Genomic DNA, 21,090 nt, shown 5'->3' with positions numbered 1-21,090 from the left:
CATTCTCTTGTTTATATTCAGCACAACAATGAAATTTTTAAGCATTATGACCTTTTAGAAGTCAATATAGGATTAGGGTTATGTTAAAAATGAAGTCATTTCAAGACTTAAAGAAGTCTTATTCCATTTTTAAAGACAAATTGTTTAGAGTAGTTAAAACAAAAGCAACCTATTCTCCAGGAACAGGTAAATAATTTTTGCGCAAAAAGGCTTTAAAGCGCTCTTCATGTCTATAAGGATCAAACTCGATGCGACAACTAACATTCTGAATAGATTGATCACCATACACATTTTCTAAATAAAAATACATAGAGTCTCTGTCCTTTAGTGCAGCATGAATAGTGGCCTTATTTTCGTGCCAAAATAATACCGTTCGACCCCAAGGATATCTTTTGTTCATGCTATCCACCTTTTTTCGGTTGCCCATTTGAGCAAAAGTGTAGGTGTGTTTTAGATATTCATTTGCGTATAAGCTGTCTTCCAATACCTCGAGTGCTTTGGTGTATTTTTTTTGACGGTAATAATACCACCATAACATATTTAAGCGTATTTTTTTTTCAAATTTAGATTGGAATGTATCAGAATTCATTAATACACTCGCTTCCTCATACCTTTCTGTTTTTATTAATAAATTTAAATATCCTATAATATAATTGGAATCTAACTCATATGCTTTCTTCATATTCTCTAAACATTTTTCATCATCTTGCCATATACCTTCATATTCATCAGCTAACATAAGGTAATATAATGGCTTGTCAGGATGCGCTTCAATTCTAGATTTGCTTTCAGCTAATAAAGTAGTATAGCTTTTATTTTTGGCTACTGTAAGTTTTCTATTAAGAAGGTAAACGAGTTCTTCATAGTATAGAAATTTTATATTCTCTAATAATTCAGCAGCTTCTTTTACATGACCATTTGAAAGGAGGCTAGTATAAAAACGAATTGCAACCATGCTGGACAGTGGATTTAATTTAAAGGCACGCCTGTAATCTTTTAAAGCTTTTTTTAAATCTCGATTTGGTCCATATGTATAATAAGTACCTCTTGTGTCTAATGCAAATGGTTCATTGGGATTTAATGTAACAGCTTTATCAATATACACTTTGGCTTGCTTCCAATCTACATGAAATGATAGTAAACTTTTAATTGTCCAAGCTATAGCATTATCGCTATCCAACTCAAGTGTTTTATTAAGATAGTATGAAGACTTATTCCTACAATCAAAAACATTAACAGAATCTGGACGATAATACGATAATTGGAAATAAGATTTAGCAATTTCTGCATAAGCTTGAGAAAAACTAGAATCTAAAGCAACAGCTTTTTTATTCATTTTAATGTTTAACTCTAAATCTCTTACTTGAATATCTTCATCTTCTGAACGTCCTTTTAAATGTAGGCTATAAGCTTCCATGTTTTTGGTTGGATAATGTTCTAAAATTTTTTCCTCTTTTGGGCTTAAAGTAAATTTCAGTTGTTTCATCACTTCTTGAGCAACATTATTTTGCACAGAAATAATATTCTCAAAATTTTCATTATACTCTTTAGACCAGACGTGATTGTCATTAGCATCAATAAGTTGGGCTATAATCTTAACTTTATTGTTATATAAGGTAACGCTGCCTTCTAAAATATAAGACACGTCTAACTCCTTTGCGATTTCAGGAATTTGTTTATCTGAATCTCTAAATGTAGAAGATGAGGTAAACGAAGTGACTGTTAAATCATTCATTTGTGCTAAAGAATGCAAAATATTATCTGAAACGCCATCGCAAAACCATTGGTTGTCTTCTGGGCTTAAATCTTTAAAAGGTAATACTGCAATAGAGTTTGTTAATGAATAATCTTTTGAATTTAAATGATTAATAAGGACATAGCCAATAACAACAATAAGGATTGCTGCTGCGATTGATAGTATTAAATTTTTATAGTTGTTAGACGTAGACTCTGTTGAAATTATATCTTCCGTTTGTTCAGCTTCAAAAAGAATAGTATTGGGTTGTGTTTTATATTCACCTGGAGCGACATTAAAATACTTACTAAAGGCTTTGTTGAAATAGGAAGGACTTCCGAAGCCTACTTTAAATGAGATTTCGGCAATGGTATCGTCAGTAGTTTTAATTAAATTGGCAGCTTCTTCTAATCGAAGCTCTCTAATATATTGGTTAACAGATTTACCTGTGGCCGCTTTTACTTTGCGAAGGGTTTGAGAATTACTTAAACCTAAAGCAGAAGCGAGTTCGCTTACACCAAACTTTTCGTTCGAAATGTTATCTTGAACAATTGCATGAATTTGATCTGTAAACATTTGCGAATAAGATGGTTGATTGAAAAATCAAGATAAACAAAATATTGCGATAAATAAAATGCAATCAATGCTAAAACAGCGACAAAACCTTTAATACGTAGCTGTATATTTTTAATAATTCTTTTTCAGAATATGAATCGAAGTTTTATTTTTAAGTTGGATATTCCTAATTTATTAAAACTAATAGTTTAAATTAATTTTTATATGGATTGAATTTTGGAGTTGAATTTTTTTGAATTTCAAACTTTATAGGTATGTAAAATGGAACATTTATTGGAATGCCATCTTTATCATATCCAGGTTTAATCATTTTAGGTAAAAGATTCATGATTCGTTTAGTTTCGTCGGTAAGTTTTGGGTGAGGCGCTATAACTTTTACTTCGCTAATGCTACCTGTAGTATCAATTTTAAAAAACACTCTTATTTGAAAAACTCCAGATGAATGGATGTTACTTAATACCCTGTCATCAAATTTTTTATAAATGAATGAACTTAATTTTGATTCAAAACATTTACTCCGTTTGTCATTTTTTGAATATTTTTCGCATTTGGGGAATACTGGAAATTCAGCAATTTCAACTTCTTTATAACGTAGAAACAGATGAATAAACACCACATAATTAGTGTTTTTCTTTAACTGACTATGAAGTGTTTTGTCATTTTCATTTAAATTGGTTAAAAAGGGAGATATTTTTTTTGAAAAAAGTTTGTTTTCTGTAAAAACGCGAATGTTTTTTACGTTTAAATTTTCATCCGTTTCAAAATGAACAACATTAGTAATTTTATTTTTAGATTTAACATCATAGCCCAAACTTTTTGCTAATTCAAATAATTCTGTTTCATCATCATAAATATCTAATGAAATATTTGGGAAGTCATATCTGTATACTGGCACTAATTTATGTAGCTGATTGACATAAAATTCTGGTGTAAAATTTATTGTGTAATTAATATTCTTACTTGGACCTATACTTGTTGCTGGTTTAAATTTTGGAAGTTTGACTAAAACAGATTTTATTTTTAAATTAAAAAAATCAACTTCTGTGTTTACAAAAATGTCTTCTGGATTAACAAGACCTTCCTTGTTTATAGTGTACTGGATGTTGAATTCAATAGTATCTCCAACTGGTAAAAATTTTTTTATAAATGCTTGGTCAAGGTTTTTTGAAATAAAATCTTGAGTTTTAAATTTTAAATCTTGAAGCTTATATTTTTCAGGAAAATCTTGAGAAACTCCATTGAATAAAGGTTTTTCAGCTACTAAATGATTCTGACAAAAACTAAAGAAAGAGGTAATAAATAGAACTGGTAAGAGTAACTTTTTCATGTAATTAATTTTGGTCTTACAATTTATGGTATAAATAATTATTGTTTAAAAATGAATAGTTATTAAAAAGCTCATTTCCGTATCAATTGGTTTGCCATTTAAATAACCAGGCTTTTTAAGTTTAGGCATGCGTTTCAAAACATGAATAGCTTCTGCTGCCATTTCACGTTTATGGGCTTTAGCGGTAATGTTTTCAAGTTTTCCTTTTTTGTTAATAGTAAAACTTACATGAAACTGTGTAGATTTATCAAGAGGGAATAATTTATCAGCAAGCTCATAATTGATACTTACTTTTATATAATCCATGATTTTTTGAGTGGTGCACTCTTTTTGGGCATTATAACTTAATGTTTCATTACAACTTCTGTATACAGGAAATTGCTTATCACTGTAAATTTCTTGAGAAAATAAGGATTTACATAAAACAAAAAATAAAAACGTAAGGGTTTTACATGTCATAATCCTAAACAGCAACAACCCCTTTAATATGTGGATGCGGATTATAGTCAACTAATGTAAAATCTTCGAAATTAAAATCGAAAATATTTTTTACTTCCGGATTTAAAATCATTTTTGGAAGCGGTCTGATATCGCGTGATAGTTGTAATTCTAATTGCTCGTAATGATTACTGTAAATATGCGCATCACCAAACGTGTGGATAAATTCACCAGCTTCATAACCGCAAACTTGCGCCATCATCATGGTAAATAGGGCATAAGATGCAATGTTAAAAGGTACACCTAAAAAGATATCGGCACTACGTTGGTATAATTGACATGATAATTTGCCATTAGCTACATAAAACTGAAAAAAAGCGTGACAAGGTGGTAATGCAGCTTTACCATTGGCAACATTTTCTGAAAAAGATTTTGAAGTATCTGGAAGAACCGAAGGGTTCCAAGCCGAAACCAACATACGACGACTATCAGGATTCGTTTTTAAAGTTTCAATAATATCTTTTATCTGATCAATATCATCACTATTCCAGTTGCGCCATTGATGACCGTAAACAGGACCTAAATCACCATTTTCATCAGCCCATTCATTCCAAATACGCACACCATTTTCTGTTAAGTAGTTGATATTAGTATCACCTTTTAAAAACCAAAGTAGTTCGTAAACTATCGACTTTAGATGTAATTTCTTGGTAGTTACCATTGGGAATCCCTCACTTAAATCAAAACGCATTTGATAACCAAAAACACTTTTTGTTCCAGTACCTGTGCGGTCTGCCTTTTCATTACCATTTTCTAAAACATGCTTAACAAGGTCGTGATATTGCTTCATCTTCAATTTAATTTTATGAAAAATAAAAATAGAAAAAAGGGTCAAATCAAAGCGATTCAACCCTAAAATTATATTAAAAGTTATTAACTAATTTACCCAATTATCATTCCAGCTATTGTAGCTGAAATTAATGACGCTATGGTTCCACCAATTAGTGCTTTTATTCCGAATTCAGATAATGTTTTACGTTGCCCTGGAGCCAAAGAACCGATACCTCCAATTTGAATACCAATAGAGGCAAAGTTTGCAAACCCACATAGCATATAGGTTGCCATAATAATCGATTTGTTGTAATTTAAATGGGTTGCATTCGCCACATTTTTTAAATCGGCTAATTGAATGTAGCCAACAAATTCACTAGCAGCCAATTTGATGCCTAACAATTGTCCCATCATCATCATATCTTCTTTAGCTACACCAATAAGCCACATAAGAGGTGCAAAAATATAACCCAAAATAAGTTCTAAAGATAAATTTGGATAAGGTGTATTAGCAGCAATCCACGTGTTAAGACCAGAGAAACTACCTATTTTTAAGAATCCATAATTTAGCATAGCAATAAAGGCTACAAAAACCAATAACATTGCGCCAACATTAACAGCTAAACGTAAACCTTCAGTGGTACCATTTGCAATGGCATCTAAAAAGTTAGACCCAATTTTTTCGGATTCTACTGAAACATCAGTATTTATTTTTTCAGTTTGTGGGTATAATATTTTTGAAATGACAATGGCGCCTGGTGCAGCCATGACTGAAGCTGCCAAAAGGTGTTTTGCATAAACTAAACGTAAAGCAGGATCATCTCCTCCTAAAAATCCAATGTACGCAGCTAAAACGGCACCAGCTACTGTTGCCATGCCACCAATCATGACTAAAAGCATTTCAGATTTAGTCATTTTTTCTAAATAGGCTTTTATTAATAATGGTGCTTCAGTTTGTCCTAAAAAGATGTTTCCAGCAACACTTAAACTTTCGGCACCTGAAATTTTGAGTAGTTTAGAAAGCAACCATCCAAAAGCCTTAACCACACGTTGAATGATACCTAAATAGAATAAGACAGATGTTAAAGCTGAAAAGAATAATATGGTTGGTAGTACTTGAAAGGCGAAAATAAATCCAAAGGTATCCATATCAACCACTAATCCTTCAAATAAAAACTGACTACCAGCTCTAGTGAAATCAAGTACTTTTATGAAAAGCTTCCCTATGGTTTCAAATATTTTTTGAATGATAGGAACTTTGAGTACACCTACAGCAATCACGAGTTGAAACGCTAATCCAATACCAACTGTTTTCCAGTTCACTGCACGACGATTACTACTGAATAAAAAAGCAATAAAAATCAAGGAAATCATCCCTAAAACACCTCGCCAAAGACTATTCATTGAAAATCCTTGACTAGGTATAATAGTATCTTTTGTGCTTGAAGGAACTATTACTGTTTCAGCTGTTTGTGACTCTGGTAGAGATTTAAAACGATAACGCGTATTGTTTTCACTAAAAACCAAAGTGGAATCAGTGAGTTCAGATATTTTATACCTTCTTATAGTATCATTTGGTTGATTGTAGTAAAATACCAAAAGATTATTTTGGTGCATGTAATCTCCTAAAGCTTGTAAATTTCGAGATTGAATATTATATTCAAAATTACCTTTATCTAAAACAAAAATATCTGACTCTGATAATTCAAAAAGATTTGAAACCGTATCATTTTCTATAGCCTGAAACTGCCATTTTTTTTCAATACTTTGAGCACTTATTGTGGTTAGTCCAAAAAAAATAGCCGTAATAGCTAATAAAAATTGTTTCATTTTAAATGCTGTTTAGCGTTTTGAAATTTCGTCTCTTATTTTTGCTGCTTTCTCGTAATCTTCGTTGGCTACAGCTTCATCAAGTAAATTATGTAATTCTTCTAAAGACTTGCTTTTATAGCTTTCCTGAACTGATCCTGTTTCAAGCTCTTCAGCGATTAAATCATCAACTAGCACGCTGTCCTCTTCTGATTCGTCTTCGGTTTCCGGATTTATTTTGAGATAAATACCTGCTTTGTCAAGGATATTTTTATACGTAAAAATAGGTGCCTGAAAACGCAGAGCTAACGCAATGGCATCACTAGTTCGTGCATCAATGATTTCTTCAATTTTATCCCGCTCACAAATGATACTAGAATAGAAAACACCATCAACCAATTTGTGGATAATCACTTGTTTTACGACGATGTCAAAACGATCGGCAAAATTTTTAAAAAGATCGTGGGTTAGTGGTCTAGGTGGCCTGATTTCCTTTTCAAGGGCAATGGCTATAGATTGGGCTTCAAAAGCTCCAATAACTATAGGTAATTTACGGTCACTATCTACTTCATTCAATATTAAGGCATAAGCACCATTTTGTGTTTGGCTATAGGAAATACCTTTTATTTTCAGTCGTACTAAACTCATAGGCTATTAAAAAGCAAAGAACTGTTTAAATTAGGACTTTACCAAACCGTTACACACAGTTTTTGGTACTTTAAACTAATTTAAACAGCCCTTTATAAATACAATTTAAAAAAAATATATTTATTGTTGTGCCTTAAACGTTTTTAAATTCTCTATTAGCTTTGGAACTACTTCAAAAGCGTCACCAACTATCCCGTAATCTGCAGCTTTAAAGAAAGGTGCTTCAGGATCTGTATTGATAACTACTTTTACTTTTGAAGCATTAATTCCCGCCAAATGTTGAATGGCACCTGAAATACCAACTGCAATGTATAGGTTTGAAGCTACGGGTTTTCCAGTTTGCCCAACGTGTTCACTATGTGGTCTCCAGCCTAAATCACTCACTGGTTTAGAACAGGCAGTAGCTGCGCCTAAAACATCGGCAAGCTCTTCTATCATTCCCCAGTTTTCTGGGCCTTTTAATCCGCGACCACCTGATACAACTATTTCAGCATCTGCAATAGTTACTTTGCCTGTTACCTTATCTACAGATTCAACAGAAACACCTAATTCTGGAATACTTGGTGAAAAATCTTCAGCTGTTGCCGAAACAGCGTTATCCACAACTCTGAAAGCATTTTTTGAAACACCTACTAATTTCACATCTGTATTTATAGTTGTCATGTTAAATGCCTTATTGGTAAAGGCTGTTCTTTTAACTGTAAAAGGCGCCGTGTTTGAAGGTGCTTCAACCACGTTTGAAGCATATCCTGCTTCTAAATCAACGGCTAAAAGTGGTGCCAGATATTTACTGTCTGCACTTGAGCTTATAATAACCACTTTGGCATTTTCATTTCTTACTGCTTGCGCAATAGCGCTTGCATACGCATTGGCATTAAAAGACTCTAATTGTGAATTAGTCACTTTTAAAACCTTATCAACTCCATGATTTCCAAGAACACTAGTGTCATCAGCATTAAAAGTAATTGCTGTAACAGATGTTCCCATTTTGTCGGCCACTGCTTTGGCATATGAGGCCACTTCTAATGCGGTTTTTTTAAATTTCCCGCTTTCTGATTCTGTATAAACTAAAACTGACATTTTTTTCTTTTTTGAACGTTAATTAAATTACTTTGGCTTCGTTGTGTAGTAAGTCCACAAGTTCTTGAACATTATCAGCATCAACTAACTTTACTGCACCTTTTGGAGCTGGTTTTTCAAATTTTACCGAATCAGTTTCTGCTTGAGCATCAACGGGCTCAACAACTTGTAATGGTTTTTGGCGTGCCATCATGATACCTCGCATGTTTGGAATACGCAAATCACTTTCTTCTACTAAACCTTTTTGTCCGCCAATAACTAATGGTAAAGCAGTAGAGACAGTTTCTTTACCACCATCAATTTCTCTTATTGCTTTGGCATTGTTACCGTCTACTTCAAGGCTTATACAATTATTTACAAAGTTAGCGTTTGTTAAACCAGCTAACATACCTGGAACCATACCACCATTATAATCGATTGACTCACGACCAGCAATCACTAAATCATAACCACCATCTTGAACAACTTTGGCTAGTTCCTTTGCAACTTGAAAACCATCTTTTGCAGCTGTGTTAACACGTATAGCGCTATCTGCTCCAATAGCTAAAGCTTTTCGAAGGGTAGGTTCAGTTTCAGGACCTCCAACATTTACAACGGTAACATTTGCCTGTTGTTTTTCTTTAAACCACATGGCTCTGGTTAGTCCAAATTCATCGTTAGGATTTATCACAAACTGAACACCGTTAGTGTCAAATTTAGTGTCGTTCTCTGTAAAATTAATTTTGGAAGTCGTATCAGGAACATGACTAATACATACTAATATTTTCATATCGATATTTTTTAATAAAACGTATAATTTTTTGAGGTTACGAAGTTACTTATTTTATTCTGAATTTTTACTATGCGCGCATAGTAAATTTTTAATCACAACAATTAAGTAAAGTTTTTCATTTATTCCTATTTTTGCTCATCATAATAAGTAATTACATGAAGACAATTCAATTTAGGGAAGCTGTTTGTGAAGCCATGAGTGAAGAAATGCGTGCAGATGACAGCATTTATTTAATGGGTGAGGAAGTGGCTGAATACAATGGTGCATACAAAGCTAGTAAAGGTATGTTGGATGAATTTGGACCCAAACGCGTAATTGATACGCCTATTGCCGAATTAGGTTTTGCAGGAATTGGCGTAGGATCTACAATGACAGGATGCAGACCAATCGTCGAGTTTATGACGTTTAATTTTGCCTTGGTTGGAATAGACCAAATAATTAATAACGCTGCTAAAATAAGACAGATGTCAGGTGGCCAGTTCAAATGCCCAATTGTTTTTAGAGGACCTACTGCTTCAGCAGGTCAATTGGCAGCAACACATTCGCAAGCTTTTGAAAGTTGGTTTGCTAATACGCCTGGTTTAAAAGTAATAGTACCGTCTAATCCTTATGATGCAAAAGGTTTATTAAAATCAGCTATTCGTGATGATGATCCGGTCATTTTTATGGAAAGTGAGCAAATGTATGGTGATAAAGGTGAAGTTCCTGAAGGCGAATATGTTATTCCTATTGGTGTAGCTGATATCAAACGAGAAGGAACTGATGTTACAATCGTGTCATTTGGTAAAATTATAAAGGAAGCTTATAAAGCTGCTGAAGAACTTGAAAAAGAAGGTATTTCATGTGAAATTATTGATTTAAGAACGGTAAGACCAATGGATCATGATGCTATTCTAAATTCAGTAAAAAAGACTAATAGATTGGTAATTCTTGAGGAAGCTTGGCCATTTGGTAATGTTGCTACTGAAATTACTTATCAGGTGCAATCAAAAGCTTTTGATTATTTAGATGCGCCCATTGTAAAGATAAATACGGCAGATACACCTGCTCCATATTCTCCTGTATTATTGGAAGAATGGTTGCCAAACAGTAACGATGTTATAAAGGCAGTCAAAAAGGTTATGTATAAATAAAATGGCGTTTTTTACGTTAAATAAACTTCATTGGCAACATTGTTGATGAAGTTTTTTTATAATTATGAAGTTTAATCTACTTATTACATTGCTCTTTATCGGATGCTCATCTGTTTTTGCCCAAACTAAAGTTAGTGGGCATGTTATTGATGAAGGCAATGAGCCAGTAGCATATGCCAACATTATTTTTAAAAACTCTTCAGAAGGAACTATCACCAATGAAAATGGACGATTTTATTTAGAATCTGATGAAACTTGGGATACACTTATCGTATCATTTGTAGGATATAAAACCATTGAATTCCCACTGACTAAAAGAGTTAATTACGATTTAAGTTTCGTTATTGAAGAAGAAGCTTCAGCTTTAAATGAAGTAGTCATTGTTTCAGGAAAACAATCCAAAAAAGCTGAAGAAAATCCAGCAATAGCCATATTACAGAAAATATGGGAACGAAAACGTCAGAATGGTCTTAGGCAATTTAATCAATATGCTTATGATAGATATGAAAAGGTAGAATTCGATTTGAATACTATTGATAGTTCACTTATAAAAAGTAACCTGTTCAAGGGTATGGAGTTTGTTTTTGAACAGGTAGACACTTCAAAAGTAACAGGAAAAACCTATTTACCCATTTTTATAAATGAAGAAGCAGCAAAGGTTTACGGAGACAATATTTTGGATAAAGAAAAACTAGTGCTTAAGGGAAATAAAAATTCAGGTTTTAGTAACAACCAAGCTATCATAGACTTCATTAAAGACTTGTATTCACAATATGATGTGTATGAGAATTATCTAAAATTCTTTGATAAAAGTTTTGTTAGCCCTTTGTCTAAAACAGGTATTAACACCTATAATTATGTGTTGGCAGATAGTGCTTTCATTGGCGATAAATGGTGTTATAACATCATTTATTATCCAAGGCGAAAGAATGAACTGACATTTAAAGGTGATTTTTGGGTGAATGATACTACTTATGCCATAAAGGAAATCAATTTACAAGCCTCCAAAAGTGCTAATATTAACTGGGTTAAGGAAATTTATATTGAACAGGAGTTTGATGTTGTTAATGACTCGGTTTTTTTGATAAAGCGTGATTATTTTATGTCCGATTTTACGTTTAATAAAAAGGAAAAGTCTCGAGGTGTTTATGGAAAGCGTACGACGCTTTATGACAACTATGTTTTTGATGAGGTCAAAGATGAAAAGTTTTATAAAGAAGAAGTTTTTGACTACGATAAAGACGCCTACAATCGCGAAGATGCCTTTTGGGAAGCTAATCGCATGGAAGCCTTGAGTAAGGATGAGAAAGGGGTTTATAAAATGCTAGATACCCTAAAAACAGTCAAAAAATTCAAGCGCCTCTATAATGTTGGTAGTATATTGGCTTCAGGATATATTGAATTTGATGCCTGGAATTTGGATTATGGACCCATTTTTTCAACTGTTGGATATAATGATGTTGAAGGCATTAGGTTAAGAACGGGAGGAAGGACTTACTTTGGGCCAAACGACTTATGGCGCTTACAAGGATTTATTGCATATGGTTTTAATGATGACAAGTTTAAATATGGTTTTTCGGCTAAATGGTTGTTGAATAAACGAAATCGTCTCATCATTTCGGCAGGACATAGACGTGATATAGAACAAATTGGAGCTAGTTTAACCACTTCAACCGACGTTTTAGGGCGTAGTTTAGCATCTAATGCTGTTTTTACTACAGCACCAAATGATAAACTTTCAAATATAAATTTAACAGCTTTAGCTATTGAAATAGAGCCTATTAAGAATGTGATGTTCCGTGTAGGTGGCGATTATAGAACGCTTTCATCGGCATCACCAACATTCAGTTTAGATTATATTGACCCAGAGTCGCCAACTGGAATTTCATCTGAAGTAAAACAATTTGAAAGTACGTTAGCAGTTTCTTATTTTCCTGGCAGAAAAATGTCTGGTTACGGAGTAGAACGGCGTAATGCTAATGATACCTATGCTTCAATCTTTGCACAATTAAGTGTTGGTAGGGATGATTTGTTTAAAAGTGATTTCACCTATACAAAATGGCAATTTTCATATATACAACCATGGATTTTAGGAGGATTTGGAAGATTGTATTCTACTATTGAGGTAGGTAAAACATTTGGAGAAGTGCCTTTGGGATTATTAAGTGTAGTTCCTGGTAACCAATCCTATTTCTCGATTTATAAATCCTTTTCTCAATTAAATTTTTATGAATTTGTAACTGACACTTATGCGTCTCTTCATTTAGAACACAATTTTAACGGGAGGTTATTTTCAAGAATACCATTACTGCGTAAACTAAATTGGCGTGAAATAATTGGAATAAGAGGCGTTTGGGGACAAATTTCTGATGAAAATATAGCTTTAAGTGCACCTTCTAATATTCCGTTGGTAGCTCCAACTGATGAAATATATTACGAATACAGTTTTGGTATTGGCAATATTTTCAAGGTTTTTAGAATTGACTTTAATTTTAGAGGTAATTACTTGGATAATCCTGGAGCTCGAGATTTTGGAATTACAGGAAGTTTTGGGTTTGTATTTTAATGTATTGTGAATCTATACAATCATATCAGGTGTAACAGGTAAATTGGTAAAACGTTTTCCAATTGCATTATAAATAGCATTGGTGATCGCTGGTGCTGACCCGAGGAGTCCAACTTCGCCTAAACCTTTTGCTCCAGCTGGATTTCTATTGTAATCAGGTTTATTAATAAAAGATACCTCAATTATTGGAACATCTGCATTAACAGTAACATGATAACCTGCGAAGTCACTACCTATTAAACGTCCAGAAGCTAAATCTACTTCTTGCTTTTCTCGCATGGCCATACCTACACCACCAACCGCAGCACCAATAATTTGATTAGCAGCTGCCTGTGGGTTAATAATTTTTCCACCATCAACCACAATAACCATGCGATCCATTTTAACTTTACCAGTTACAACATTTACTTTTACTTTATAAAAATGAGCAGCAGAGGAACAGAACGCATATTTTTCTTCTTCACCGCCTGCGTTTGAATACTCCTCTACATATATTTCATTAAGATTGTATTTTTGAAAAATGTCCTGATATGAAACAGATTTTTTTTGATCATTTATAAAAGCAACACCTGAATCAGATAAAATTACAGCATCGAGCTTCGTAACTTCAGATTTACCCCAAGCATAATCTGCTAATTTTCGTTTTAATGCAGTAGATGCAGCATCCACAGCACCACTTAAGGAAGATAAGCCCCAACTACCACCTTGTGTAACAGACTTTGGGTGAATAGAATTGCCTAGTTCAATAGAAATTTTTTCTCTAGGAATTCCAAGAAATTCATGAGTCATATTTACTATTGCTTGACCCGTTCCTGTACCAATATCAGTCATAGCCGTTCTAACAATTATATTCCCATCTCGTTTCATTTCAATAGACGCTCCAGCATTTCTTCGACTAGCGTTCCAAAGTCCTACGCCAACACCGTAGCCCGTGTACCAATCTCCATCTTTAAGTTGTTTGGGCTGATTAGGTCGGTCATCCCAGCCTATTTCTTTAGCGCCACGCTCTAAACATTCATTTAAATAATGAGTTGACCATGGTTTTCCAGAGTCCATGGAATAAGGTGCTATATTGTTAAGTCTAATATCAACAGGATCTGCATTCATTTTATAACAAAGTTCATCAATGGCAGATTCTACAGCAAATGTTCCCGAGGAGTCTCCTGGGCCACGCATCCAAGTTGGAATGGGTAAATTAAGAGGACTGTAGCCTGTAAATCGTTTTACATTTTCAAACGCATATACTTTACTTGTAATACCACTTAAATCTCTTGAATATACATTGTATTTTGATTGATTGTGTGCTGCGTGGTGTAACACACCTAAAAGTTTTTCGTCTTTATTGGCACCAATTTTTACTTTTTGCCAAGAGGTAGGTCTATAGCCAACCATGGTAAACATTTGTGGTCTTGTTAAACCAACTTTTACTGGACGCTCAATAAGTTTAGCACCTAAACTAGCAGCAACCGTATTAAACCAAGTCATTAATCCAGAACCGAATCCGCCACCAACAAACTCGCTGTTAACAGTTATATTCTCCTCTGGTAAATCAAAAAATCTTCCTAGATTCCATTGTACGCCATTAACACCTTGACTTTTATCATATAATGAAAGTTTATTTTCTGCTGTCCAATGTGCAATGGTAGCATGCATTTCCATAGGATTGTGAACTTCCATGGCGATAGTATATTCATTTTCTGAAATATAATCCGCATTTTGCCAAGCTTCTAAATTCCCTCTTTCAGCTTTAAATGGTTTTAATTCTAAATCCTTTAGAGATTCATGGAAATTCACATTAAAATCTTCAGTTTTATAATCAATTTTTAGGAGTGTAGCAGCATAGGAGGCATCTTCTAAAGTATCAGCTAATACCAATGCTACAGGTTGGTCGCTGTAATTAATTTTGGTTGTGTGAAAATATTTATGAAAAGCAGGAATTTTTTTGGACTTTTCTGGGTTGTCAAACGTTGATACTTCCGGCTTGTTCCAATAGGATAAAACGTCTATAACACCAGGAACTTGTTTAGCTTCTTCAATGTTTATATTTGTTATAAAGCCACTAGGAATGGTGCTTCCCACTATAACACCATGCGCTAAATTTGGTAATGCGTATTCTGCTGAATATTTTGCTTTGCCTGTTACTTTAGCGATACCTTCAATACGTCCCTTATTTTTTAATATTTCAAACATAATTAGCCGTTGGATGTATTGGTTAAACATTGCATCAAAGCCGTTTCAACAGCACCTTTTAAAAGAGTAACTTTAAATGTGTTGTTTGGTAATGGTTTTGTTTTTGATACAATTAGCTCTGCAGCTTTAATAAAATTGTCACGTGAAGCCTTTTTGTTTTTTAGAAATTTTTCAGCTTCAAACCAACGCCAAGGTTTATGAGCTACACCACCTGAAGCCAGACGCACCTTTTTAATTTTATCATCTTTTATTTCAAGGGCAGCTGCAACCGAAACCAATGCAAAAGCATAAGAATCACGTTCTCTAATTTTCACATACGATACAGTGTTGCCAAAATTGTTGTTGGGAATAAAAACACCTGTTATTATGGCGTTGTCAGAAAGATTATTATCCTTTTCAGGATTGTTTTCTGGTAGCCTGTGAAAATCTTTAAAAGGTATTTTTTCAGTTGTGCTATCTGTTTTTGTGATAAACACTTCTGCATCAAGTGCCGCTAATGCCACACAAAAATCTGATGGGTGCACAGCTACACAGTTTTGAGATGTGCCTACAATTCCCGCCATGCGTTGATGACCATTTAAAGCGCCACAACCACTGTTGGATTTTCGTTTATTGCAAGGTATATTTGTATCATAGAAATAAGGGCATCTTGTCCTTTGCAAGAGATTACCTGACGTAGTAGCCATATTGCGTATTTGTGGTGAAGCACCAGCTAAAATAGCTTTAGAGACTAACGGAAAGTTCTTATTTACAATAGTATTTTCGGTAACTTTTGTATTGGTTGTCATGGCTCCTAAAAAGATACCATCATTTTTTTGTTCTATAGTGTTGGATAGTGCTGAATTTAAATCAATAATAGTATTAGGTTCATGAATGTGTTTTTTCATTAAGTCCAATAGATTGGTGCCTCCTGCTATGTACTTACTGGTTGTGCTGATATGTTTAAATACATCATCAGAATTTATAGCCCTATGAAATTCAAATGGTTTCATTTGGCAACACTTTTTATGGCATTGGTTATACCGTTATAAGCACCACATCTACAAATGTTACCGCTCATGTACTCTTTAATTTCTTCAATAGATTTAGTGTGGCCTTCATTAACACAAGCCACGGCTGACATAATCTGTCCAGGGGTACAATAGCCACATTGGTAGCCATCATGCTCTAAAAAGGCTTCTTGCATAGGATGAAGGTTATCACCATTGGCTAAACCTTCAATCGTTGTTATTTCCTTTCCTTGCATCATGGCTGCTAATGATAAGCAACTTAATGCACGTTGCCCATTAATGTGAACCGTACAAGCACCACATTGACCATGATCACAGCCTTTTTTGGTTCCGGTTAAATTTAGATTTTCTCGTAACAAATCCAAGAGTGTTGTTCTACTATCCGCGTTCAAATTATAATCTTTACCATTAATTTTTAGGTAAATAGGAAGTACAACTTTTTTAGTAAAGTAAGTTTCCTTAATGTCATTATAAAATGCTTTAATAGAATGCGGAACAAGTGCAAGAGCCGTAAAAGCAGATGAGGTTTTAATAAAAAAACGTCTGCTGAAAGTATTTTCGTTTTTAGAGTGACTCATTAAAAAATGACATGAATTTTTTAAAGTTACGAAAAATCTTTAGACTAATCTTTAAATCAATTTGAGAACTAATTAATCTGATTTCTTGCTCTTAAACTCATCAAATTGAGATGTTTCCTCAACTTTTGGGAAACTATTATTTTCCATATTGGTGTCAGCAAATTCAAAGTTTGGATCTAAATTCACTTTTTCAACTTCCTTGTCCTTTAGAAATGTTTTAGAAACCTGATATTCGTTTCTTCTCCAAATATCGGCTGGTAGTACATCTGTTTCTTTTGAACCATCCTTATAAACCCATTCAATCTTTACAGGCATGACTAATCCACCTACATTCTTGATAGTTACTTCGTAAATATTTTTTCCTGAAACTTGTTTACGTAATTCATCTTCATCTAAACGAGATAGAAATCCGCCATAAGCTTGGTCTGGTGTTTCTGATAGTTTAATCATATCTGGTCCACTGGAAAAATCTTTTGCTTTTTGTTCTGTGCCTTCACCTGTTGCAGCAATTTTCACTTTTTTCTGTTGGTCTTCAATATTCATATCTTCTTCATAAACCTTATACCATTTCACATCAGTTAACTCCATATCAACATTATCCGTTGTAAAAAACCATCCTCTGAAAAACCAGTCTAAATCTGTAGCAGTAGCATCTTCTAATGTTCTAAATAAATCACCTGGATTAGGGTGCTTATATTTCCATCGATTGGCGTATTCTTTAAAAGCCTGATCGAACAGTTCTTTACCAATAATAGAGTTACGAAGCATTTGTAATCCTACGGTTGGTTTTTGATAAAAATTAGCACCAAATTGAGTAAGTAGCTCACTATCTGAAGTTGTCATAATTGGGCGTAAAATATTCTTATCACCTTGCATAAACGGAACAATATCTTTTGGTTCGGTACTATGAAATTCTGGATAGCGTTCGGCAACAGTTCGTTGGTGTAAAAAGGTGTTCAGTCCTTCGTCCATCCACATCCACTTACGCTCATCAGAACTAACTATCATGGGAAACCAGTTGTGACCAACTTCGTGAATAATGGTGCCTATCATACCTTGTTTAGCACGATCGCTAATGTTCCCATTTTTATCAGGGCGTCCACCATTGAAGCTAATCATTGGGAATTCCATACCAATGTTCGAGGTGTTAACCGAAATAGCTACAGGATATGGATATTCAAAAGTAGCTTCGGAATACACTTCTAATGCAGCTTTTACCGCTTTTGTTGACTCATCTTTCCAAACAGGCAAGCCTTCTTTTGGGTAAAATGACATAGCCATAACCTTATTAGTCTCTAACTGAACTGCTTGAGCATCCCAAATGAATTTACGAGACGAAGCAAAAGCAAAATCACGAACATTTTTAGCCGTGTATTTCCAAGTTTTTAGTTTAGAAGCTTTTGATTTTTCATTGGCTTTAGCTTCATCTACAGTAACAATCATCACGGGTTTGTCAAATGTTTTTTCCGCTTGTTCCAAACGCTGTCTTTGTGTTTTGGTTAAAACCGATTCACTATTTTGAAGTCGTCCTGTTGAAGCTACAATATGATCTTCAGGAACAGAAATTTCAACATCATAATCACCAAATTCTAAAGCAAATTCACCTAATCTCTGAAATTGTTGATTTTGCCATCCTTCAGTGTCATTGTAAACGGCCATTCTCGGGAACCAGTGTGCAATTAAGTACACTGTGTTGTTATCTTCTGGGAAATATTCATAGCCTTCACGAGACAGTAAGAACATACTTCTATCAGTAATTGGGTAGGACCATGCTAAAGAAAGACTCATAGATTCACCAGATTTTAAGGGTGCGTTTAGCATGACCTTCATCATGGTATTATTTACCAAGGCTTGCATGTCTTTACCTGAACTGTCTTTTATGTATTTTATAGTATAACCAGCAGGAAAATCAATAGCACGCGTTAAGCTTTGCATTTGTCTGGTAGTCATATTATCACGAACACCACCAAAAGCATCACCAAAATCAGGATTGCCCTTTTTATTGACATTCTGTTCTAACTGAATCCATAAATAACTCAAGTCATCGGGTGAATTGTTGTGGTATGTAATAGTTTCTTCACCTGTAAGTGTATTGTTTTTTTCGTCAAGCGTCGCTTTTATTTTGTAATCGGCACGTTGTTGCCAATAGGCTTTTCCTGGTGCACCACTAGCTGTGCGATAACTGTTTGGAGGTGCTATCATATTATCAATGGGCTCAAACTTACCTTGCCAAGGTTGGGTTTGCGATTGTATGGTAGAAAAACTAAAACTAAAAACGAGTAAGAAAATGAAATACCTCATGCTGTGTGGTTTGTTTGTTTTTTTTGATTGGAACAACAAGATATAAAAAATAGGCATGAGGATTTTTATTTTAACAGTTTATGAGGTTAATGACGAGATAACAATAATTAAGATAGGTGAGTTAATTTCCCTTAAACTATATTTGATATCTTTTTCAACTGGATTAAGTCTTTTTTTAACTCTATAGGATATATTATACAAATAATTATAAATCCAAACCCAATAAATCCAACAGATAAAAGAAGGTCAACTAATGGTAATGAGTTTATGTCGTTAGTAAAAAGTATCAATAAAAAATAAAACAAACTTATAGCAAACCAAATAATAAAAAGGGCAAAAGTCAATTTGTTCATTTTGAATTCTAGAAGAATTTTAGTGCCTGAATCACTTTTTTTTAATTCTCCAATTATTTCAGGGATAAATGCGTTGCCATGTTTAACGGCTCTTTTTATTTTGAATTTTCCCCATGAAAACTCACCTTCGAAATACTTATAAACGGGAGTTGAACTAGCAAAATCGTTAACGCTTCTTTTCTTCTGAACATTTTTTTTAAGAATTTTCATTATTTCAGATGGTGAGAAAGTAGAAGACAATTCAACTTTTTTGGAAGGTACTTTCATTATTTGTATATCTAAACTACGTGAGTTAAATCATGTTTGTTTTTTCAACTAATTTAACCAAAAAAACAGTAAACTTTATTTTATCTGCTTACAAAACCAATATAAACCACCTTTGTTAGTTGTGTTTTTATTTTGGTATGTTCTATAAACCTTGCTTATTGATGTTTCTTCTAGAATGCTTATTATTGAATCCATTTGAGATGCAGGAATGTTCTTATCTGCAATTAAGTTGAATTTTAAAAATCTTTTTGCTTCATCACGAGAATTTTTTCTAAATCTTCCGACCTCTTCAATAATTTTATCCAAATTAGGGTTTGAATCTGTTTTAACTATTAAATTATTATCCTTATAACCTGCATAAACATTAAAATTGTGATCTGAAATGCTTATGGGATTTAAATTGATATCACTTTCAGGTAGTTCAATATTTAAACCAATTATTTTTTTAAATAAATCGTAATTATTTTTGGCTCTTATTAAGGTAATGTCTTCTAAATTAACTTTTCCTAGTAGTCTCAAAAATAAGGTATCATTATTTGGATTCAAATAGTAGTCATATTGCGGCCCATTTTCCTTTAAATAGGCAGAGTTAATCCTTTGGTTTTTTGAAAACCATTTAAGTGTCGTTTTTCCGATTCGTTCATTTATAACCAAAGAGTCTTTGTGAAATTGAAATACAGAAATTATTTGATTTCCAGAAACATAATACCAATTTCCTAAAAGCTTCTTGTCTATTTTTGAAGAGGAGCAATTCAATAACGCAAAAGCAATAAAAAAATACAGGGAAAAGTTTTTCATCTAGGTTGAAAAAAATGAATTATTCGAATTTAATCAAAAAAACACAAACTTCAATTTAATTATTGCCCAAACGCAAACACTTCCGTACCTTTGCAGTCCTAAAAAATTAACAATGACAAATAAGGGTAAAACTACGTTTGATGTACTGATTGAAATACCAAAAGGTAGTCGTAATAAATATGAATACGATTTTGAATTAAATAAAATACGATTTGATCGTATGTTGTTTTCATCTATGATGTATCCAGGTGATTATGGATTTATTCCAGAAACTTTAGCATTAGATGGCGATCCTTTAGATGTTTTGGTAATGGGTACAGAACCTACGTTTCCTATGTGCGTTATGGAGGTAAAGCCTATTGGTGTTTTTCATATGGCAGATGAAAAAGGACCAGATGAAAAATTGGTTTGTGTACCAGTTAGTGACCCTATTTGGAACAGTTATAATGACATTGAAGATTTAAATCCGCATAGAAAAAAAGAAATTACCCATTTTTTTCAAGTCTATAAAGATTTAGAAAAAAAGAAAGTAGATGTAGGTGGTTGGGGAAATGCCCAAGAAGCCTATGATATATTCAACAAATGTGTAGAACGCTATGAAATTAGCGAACACAAAGCCAAAGGTAATTTCACTATATAGTTTAAGGTAAAATAATAAATTTAAAACCCTACTAAATG

At 33.5% G+C, this 21,090-nt stretch carries 17 protein-coding genes; 3 read left to right on the top strand and 14 right to left on the bottom strand.

Annotation, left to right across the window (positions count from 1 at the left end):
- Positions 1-169 precede the first annotated feature (169 nt).
- The 8 genes from HGK31_RS00860 to HGK31_RS00825 all read right to left on the bottom strand — a co-directional run bounded on the left by HGK31_RS00860 (position 170) and on the right by HGK31_RS00825 (position 9,213).
- Positions 170-2,311, bottom strand: a complete 2,142-nt coding sequence (locus HGK31_RS00860; RefSeq protein ID WP_191858108.1) for a helix-turn-helix domain-containing protein — start codon at positions 2,309-2,311, stop codon at positions 170-172.
- Positions 2,312-2,504: 193 nt separating this feature from the next.
- Entirely contained in the window at positions 2,505-3,638 is a 1,134-nt protein-coding gene (locus HGK31_RS00855) for an energy transducer TonB (protein WP_191858107.1), read from the bottom strand.
- A gap of 45 nt (positions 3,639-3,683) precedes the next feature.
- Positions 3,684-3,944 (bottom strand): energy transducer TonB, encoded by a 261-nt coding sequence (locus HGK31_RS00850; protein ID WP_191858106.1) that lies wholly within the window; start codon positions 3,942-3,944, stop codon positions 3,684-3,686.
- A 157-nt stretch (positions 3,945-4,101) separates the two neighbouring features.
- Complete coding sequence (locus HGK31_RS00845; protein ID WP_191858105.1) at positions 4,102-4,926, bottom strand: thymidylate synthase; 825 nt, start codon at positions 4,924-4,926, stop codon at positions 4,102-4,104.
- A 92-nt stretch (positions 4,927-5,018) separates the two neighbouring features.
- On the bottom strand, positions 5,019-6,737 hold the full coding sequence (locus HGK31_RS00840; protein ID WP_191858104.1) for a NupC/NupG family nucleoside CNT transporter: 1,719 nt from the start codon (positions 6,735-6,737) through the stop codon (positions 5,019-5,021).
- A 12-nt stretch (positions 6,738-6,749) separates the two neighbouring features.
- On the bottom strand, positions 6,750-7,364 hold the full coding sequence (locus HGK31_RS00835) for a bifunctional nuclease family protein (protein WP_104734709.1): 615 nt from the start codon (positions 7,362-7,364) through the stop codon (positions 6,750-6,752).
- 120 nt (positions 7,365-7,484) lie between these two features.
- Positions 7,485-8,444 (bottom strand): electron transfer flavoprotein subunit alpha/FixB family protein, encoded by a 960-nt coding sequence (locus HGK31_RS00830; RefSeq protein ID WP_191858103.1) that lies wholly within the window; start codon positions 8,442-8,444, stop codon positions 7,485-7,487.
- Positions 8,445-8,466: 22 nt separating this feature from the next.
- Positions 8,467-9,213, bottom strand: coding sequence for an electron transfer flavoprotein subunit beta/FixA family protein (locus tag HGK31_RS00825; protein WP_191858102.1), 747 nt, complete (start codon positions 9,211-9,213; stop codon positions 8,467-8,469).
- A 158-nt stretch (positions 9,214-9,371) separates the two neighbouring features.
- Between HGK31_RS00825 and HGK31_RS00820 the strand changes: the two genes are divergently transcribed.
- Both HGK31_RS00820 and HGK31_RS00815 read left to right on the top strand, forming a co-directional pair.
- Positions 9,372-10,349 (top strand): pyruvate dehydrogenase complex E1 component subunit beta, encoded by a 978-nt coding sequence (locus HGK31_RS00820; protein ID WP_191858101.1) that lies wholly within the window; start codon positions 9,372-9,374, stop codon positions 10,347-10,349.
- A 64-nt stretch (positions 10,350-10,413) separates the two neighbouring features.
- On the top strand, positions 10,414-12,915 hold the full coding sequence (locus HGK31_RS00815; protein ID WP_191858100.1) for a DUF5686 and carboxypeptidase-like regulatory domain-containing protein: 2,502 nt from the start codon (positions 10,414-10,416) through the stop codon (positions 12,913-12,915).
- Positions 12,916-12,927: 12 nt separating this feature from the next.
- Here HGK31_RS00815 and HGK31_RS00810 read toward each other — a convergent pair whose 3' ends face one another.
- From HGK31_RS00810 to HGK31_RS00785, 6 genes are all read right to left on the bottom strand, one after another.
- The gene (locus tag HGK31_RS00810) at positions 12,928-15,105 is read right to left on the bottom strand and encodes a xanthine dehydrogenase family protein molybdopterin-binding subunit (protein WP_191858099.1); all 2,178 of its coding nucleotides are present in this window, start codon (positions 15,103-15,105) and stop codon (positions 12,928-12,930) included.
- Positions 15,106-15,107: 2 nt separating this feature from the next.
- Entirely contained in the window at positions 15,108-16,097 is a 990-nt protein-coding gene (locus HGK31_RS00805; protein ID WP_191858098.1) for an FAD binding domain-containing protein, read from the bottom strand.
- Positions 16,094-16,693 carry a (2Fe-2S)-binding protein gene (locus HGK31_RS00800; protein WP_191858097.1) on the bottom strand — a complete coding sequence of 200 codons (600 nt, stop codon included), beginning with the start codon at positions 16,691-16,693 and terminating at the stop codon, positions 16,094-16,096. Before HGK31_RS00800 ends, HGK31_RS00805 begins: the two co-directional genes overlap by 4 nt.
- Positions 16,694-16,765: 72 nt before the next feature.
- Positions 16,766-18,994: a M1 family metallopeptidase gene (locus tag HGK31_RS00795; protein ID WP_191858096.1), complete on the bottom strand. Its 2,229-nt coding sequence runs from the start codon at positions 18,992-18,994 to the stop codon at positions 16,766-16,768.
- A gap of 131 nt (positions 18,995-19,125) precedes the next feature.
- On the bottom strand, positions 19,126-19,614 hold the full coding sequence (locus HGK31_RS00790; RefSeq protein ID WP_191858095.1) for a hypothetical protein: 489 nt from the start codon (positions 19,612-19,614) through the stop codon (positions 19,126-19,128).
- A 75-nt stretch (positions 19,615-19,689) separates the two neighbouring features.
- Positions 19,690-20,412: a hypothetical protein gene (locus HGK31_RS00785; RefSeq protein ID WP_191858094.1), complete on the bottom strand. Its 723-nt coding sequence runs from the start codon at positions 20,410-20,412 to the stop codon at positions 19,690-19,692.
- Between the two features lie 112 nt (positions 20,413-20,524).
- Here HGK31_RS00785 and HGK31_RS00780 point away from each other — a divergent pair, with 112 nt between their 5' ends.
- On the top strand, positions 20,525-21,052 hold the full coding sequence (locus tag HGK31_RS00780; protein WP_191858093.1) for an inorganic diphosphatase: 528 nt from the start codon (positions 20,525-20,527) through the stop codon (positions 21,050-21,052).
- Positions 21,053-21,090 lie beyond the last annotated feature (38 nt).

It is taken from the genome of Hanstruepera ponticola, assembly GCF_012931685.1.
Taxonomy (GTDB): domain Bacteria; phylum Bacteroidota; class Bacteroidia; order Flavobacteriales; family Flavobacteriaceae; genus Hanstruepera; species Hanstruepera ponticola.
This window is presented reverse-complemented; position numbering and strand designations above follow the sequence as displayed.

What these genes read in the sequence shown, in the direction of transcription:
- HGK31_RS00860 (WP_191858108.1), bottom strand. Translation starts at nt 2,311, where the DNA reads ATGTTTACAGATCAAATTCATGCAATTGTTCAAGATAACATTTCGAAC.
- HGK31_RS00855 (WP_191858107.1), bottom strand. Translation starts at nt 3,638, where the DNA reads ATGAAAAAGTTACTCTTACCAGTTCTATTTATTACCTCTTTCTTTAGT.
- HGK31_RS00850 (WP_191858106.1), bottom strand. Translation starts at nt 3,944, where the DNA reads ATGGATTATATAAAAGTAAGTATCAATTATGAGCTTGCTGATAAATTA.
- HGK31_RS00845 (WP_191858105.1), bottom strand. Translation starts at nt 4,926, where the DNA reads ATGAAGCAATATCACGACCTTGTTAAGCATGTTTTAGAAAATGGTAAT.
- HGK31_RS00840 (WP_191858104.1), bottom strand. Translation starts at nt 6,737, where the DNA reads ATGAAACAATTTTTATTAGCTATTACGGCTATTTTTTTTGGACTAACC.
- HGK31_RS00835 (WP_104734709.1), bottom strand. Translation starts at nt 7,364, where the DNA reads ATGAGTTTAGTACGACTGAAAATAAAAGGTATTTCCTATAGCCAAACA.
- HGK31_RS00830 (WP_191858103.1), bottom strand. Translation starts at nt 8,444, where the DNA reads ATGTCAGTTTTAGTTTATACAGAATCAGAAAGCGGGAAATTTAAAAAA.
- HGK31_RS00825 (WP_191858102.1), bottom strand. Translation starts at nt 9,213, where the DNA reads ATGAAAATATTAGTATGTATTAGTCATGTTCCTGATACGACTTCCAAA.
- HGK31_RS00820 (WP_191858101.1), top strand. Translation starts at nt 9,372, where the DNA reads ATGAAGACAATTCAATTTAGGGAAGCTGTTTGTGAAGCCATGAGTGAA.
- HGK31_RS00815 (WP_191858100.1), top strand. Translation starts at nt 10,414, where the DNA reads ATGAAGTTTAATCTACTTATTACATTGCTCTTTATCGGATGCTCATCT.
- HGK31_RS00810 (WP_191858099.1), bottom strand. Translation starts at nt 15,105, where the DNA reads ATGTTTGAAATATTAAAAAATAAGGGACGTATTGAAGGTATCGCTAAA.
- HGK31_RS00805 (WP_191858098.1), bottom strand. Translation starts at nt 16,097, where the DNA reads ATGAAACCATTTGAATTTCATAGGGCTATAAATTCTGATGATGTATTT.
- HGK31_RS00800 (WP_191858097.1), bottom strand. Translation starts at nt 16,693, where the DNA reads ATGAGTCACTCTAAAAACGAAAATACTTTCAGCAGACGTTTTTTTATT.
- HGK31_RS00795 (WP_191858096.1), bottom strand. Translation starts at nt 18,994, where the DNA reads ATGAGGTATTTCATTTTCTTACTCGTTTTTAGTTTTAGTTTTTCTACC.
- HGK31_RS00790 (WP_191858095.1), bottom strand. Translation starts at nt 19,614, where the DNA reads ATGAAAGTACCTTCCAAAAAAGTTGAATTGTCTTCTACTTTCTCACCA.
- HGK31_RS00785 (WP_191858094.1), bottom strand. Translation starts at nt 20,412, where the DNA reads ATGAAAAACTTTTCCCTGTATTTTTTTATTGCTTTTGCGTTATTGAAT.
- HGK31_RS00780 (WP_191858093.1), top strand. Translation starts at nt 20,525, where the DNA reads ATGACAAATAAGGGTAAAACTACGTTTGATGTACTGATTGAAATACCA.